The sequence below is a fragment of the Streptomyces sp. NPDC002476 genome (genome assembly GCF_042889785.1).
GTDB lineage: Bacteria > Actinomycetota > Actinomycetes > Streptomycetales > Streptomycetaceae > Streptomyces.
Genome location: NZ_JBIARH010000092.1, coordinates 1 through 3,424 on the forward strand (window position 1 = coordinate 1; position 3,424 = coordinate 3,424).

Genomic DNA, 3,424 nt, shown 5'->3' on the forward strand with positions numbered 1-3,424 from the left:
CAACACAGTGGACGCGAGCAACTGAGGACAAGCCCTCGGCCTATTAGTACCGGTCAGCTCCACCTGTTACCAGGCTTCCACATCCGGCCTATCAACCCAGTCGTCTACTGGGAGCCTTAACCCCTCAAGGAGGTGGGAATACTCATCTCGAAGCAGGCTTCCCGCTTAGATGCTTTCAGCGGTTATCCCTCCCGAACGTAGCCAACCAGCCATGCCCTTGGCAGAACAACTGGCACACCAGAGGTTCGTCCGTCCCGGTCCTCTCGTACTAGGGACAGCCCTTCTCAATATTCCTACGCGCACAGCGGATAGGGACCGAACTGTCTCACGACGTTCTAAACCCAGCTCGCGTACCGCTTTAATGGGCGAACAGCCCAACCCTTGGGACCGACTCCAGCCCCAGGATGCGACGAGCCGACATCGAGGTGCCAAACCATCCCGTCGATATGGACTCTTGGGGAAGATCAGCCTGTTATCCCCGGGGTACCTTTTATCCGTTGAGCGACAGCGCTTCCACAAGCCACTGCCGGATCACTAGTCCCGACTTTCGTCCCTGCTCGACCCGTCGGTCTCACAGTCAAGCTCCCTTGTGCACTTACACTCAACACCTGATTACCAACCAGGCTGAGGGAACCTTTGGGCGCCTCCGTTACCCTTTAGGAGGCAACCGCCCCAGTTAAACTACCCATCAGACACTGTCCCTGATCCGGATCACGGACCCAGGTTAGACATCCAGCACGACCAGAGTGGTATTTCAACGACGACTCCACAACCACTGGCGTGGCCGCTTCAAAGTCTCCCACCTATCCTACACAAGCCGAACCGAACACCAATATCAAACTGTAGTAAAGGTCCCGGGGTCTTTCCGTCCTGCTGCGCGAAACGAGCATCTTTACTCGTAGTGCAATTTCACCGGGCCTATGGTTGAGACAGTCGAGAAGTCGTTACGCCATTCGTGCAGGTCGGAACTTACCCGACAAGGAATTTCGCTACCTTAGGATGGTTATAGTTACCACCGCCGTTTACTGGCGCTTAAGTTCTCAGCTTCGCCAACCCGAAAGTCGGCTAACCGGTCCCCTTAACGTTCCAGCACCGGGCAGGCGTCAGTCCGTATACATCGCCTTACGGCTTCGCACGGACCTGTGTTTTTAGTAAACAGTCGCTTCTCGCTGGTCTCTGCGGCCACCCCCAGCTCACACTGTAAAAGTGATCACCAAGCGTGGCCCCCCTTCTCCCGAAGTTACGGGGGCATTTTGCCGAGTTCCTTAACCATAGTTCACCCGAACGCCTCGGTATTCTCTACCTGACCACCTGAGTCGGTTTAGGGTACGGGCCGCCATGAAACTCGCTAGAGGCTTTTCTCGACAGCATAGGATCATCCACTTCACCACAATCGGCTCGGCATCAGGTCTCAGACTCCATGCACGACGGATTTACCTACCGTGCGTCCTACACCCTTACCCCGGGACAACCACCGCCCGGGCTGGACTACCTTCCTGCGTCACCCCATCGCTTACCTACTACCACCTCGGGTCATCGGCTCCACCACAACCCTCAACTCCGAAGAGATCAGGCCGGCTTCACGGACTTAGCATTAATGGGCTCAGTACTGGGCGTTTCAAAGCGGGTACCGGAATATCAACCGGTTGTCCATCGACTACGCCTGTCGGCCTCGCCTTAGGTCCCGACTTACCCTGGGCAGATCAGCTTGACCCAGGAACCCTTAGTCAATCGGCGCACACGTTTCTCACGTGTGTATCGCTACTCATGCCTGCATTCTCACTCGTGAACCGTCCACAACTCGCTTCCACGGCTGCTTCACCCGGCACACGACGCTCCCCTACCCAACCCAGCCCCCGTTAGAGGTTAATGCTGGATTGACACGACTTCGGCGGTACGCTTGAGCCCCGCTACATTGTCGGCGCGGAATCACTTGACCAGTGAGCTATTACGCACTCTTTCAAGGATGGCTGCTTCTAAGCCAACCTCCTGGTTGTCTCTGCGACTCCACATCCTTTCCCACTTAGCGTACGCTTAGGGGCCTTAGTCGATGCTCTGGGCTGTTTCCCTCTCGACCATGGAGCTTATCCCCCACAGTCTCACTGCCGCGCTCTCACTTACCGGCATTCGGAGTTTGGCTAAGGTCAGTAACCCGGTAGGGCCCATCGCCTATCCAGTGCTCTACCTCCGGCAAGAAACACACGACGCTGCACCTAAATGCATTTCGGGGAGAACCAGCTATCACGGAGTTTGATTGGCCTTTCACCCCTAACCACAGGTCATCCCCCAGGTTTTCAACCCTGGTGGGTTCGGTCCTCCACGAAGTCTTACCTCCGCTTCAACCTGCCCATGGCTAGATCACTCCGCTTCGGGTCTTGAGCGTGCTACTCCACCGCCCTATTCGGACTCGCTTTCGCTACGGCTTCCCCACACGGGTTAACCTCGCAACACACCGCAAACTCGCAGGCTCATTCTTCAAAAGGCACGCAGTCACGACATACAAGGAAAACCCTGCATGCGACGCTCCCACGGCTTGTAGGCACACGGTTTCAGGTACTATTTCACTCCGCTCCCGCGGTACTTTTCACCATTCCCTCACGGTACTATCCGCTATCGGTCACCAGGGAATATTTAGGCTTAGCGGGTGGTCCCGCCAGATTCACACGGGATTTCTCGGGCCCCGTGCTACTTGGGTATCTTCCAAACGAGCCGCTCATGTTTCAGCTACGGGGGTCTTACCCTCTACGCCGGACCTTTCGCATGTCCTTCGCCTACATCAACGGTTTCTTACTCGTCCCACGGCCGGCAGACCGCAGAAGAAAGAACCCACAACCCCGCATGCGCAACCCCTGCCGGGTATCACACACATACGGTTTGGCCTCATCCAGTTTCGCTCGCCACTACTCCCGGAATCACGGTTGTTTTCTCTTCCTGAGGGTACTGAGATGTTTCACTTCCCCTCGTTCCCTCCACACTGCCTATGTGTTCAGCAGCGGGTGACAGCCCATGACGACTGCCGGGTTTCCCCATTCGGACACCCCCGGATCAAAGCTCGGTTGACAGCTCCCCGGGGCCTATCGCGGCCTCCCACGTCCTTCATCGGTTCCTGGTGCCAAGGCATCCACCGTGCGCCCTTAAAAACTTGGCCACAGATGCTCGCGTCCACTGTGCAGTTCTCAAACAACGACCAGCCACCCATCACCCCGGACCACAAAAGTCCGAGTTCACCGGGACCGGCACTGAAGGCAACCATCACGGCCATACCCTCAGACACCCAACAACGTGCCCGACACAACCCAGCCATCACCCGCGTTCCACGCCGAAGCAGTACTAACGAACAACAACCAAGCCGTGCCGAATAGTCAACGTTCCACCCATGAGCAACCAGCATCAGACACTCGCTGATGTACTGGCCCCTGACCCA

The 3,424-nt window shown here is 56.8% G+C and carries 1 rRNA gene; it reads right to left on the bottom strand.

The features are described 5' to 3' along the window. Positions 1 to 23 precede the first annotated feature (23 nt). Positions 24 to 3,148 (bottom strand): 23S ribosomal RNA (locus ACFYXM_RS36815). Positions 3,149 to 3,424: the final 276 nt, after the last annotated feature.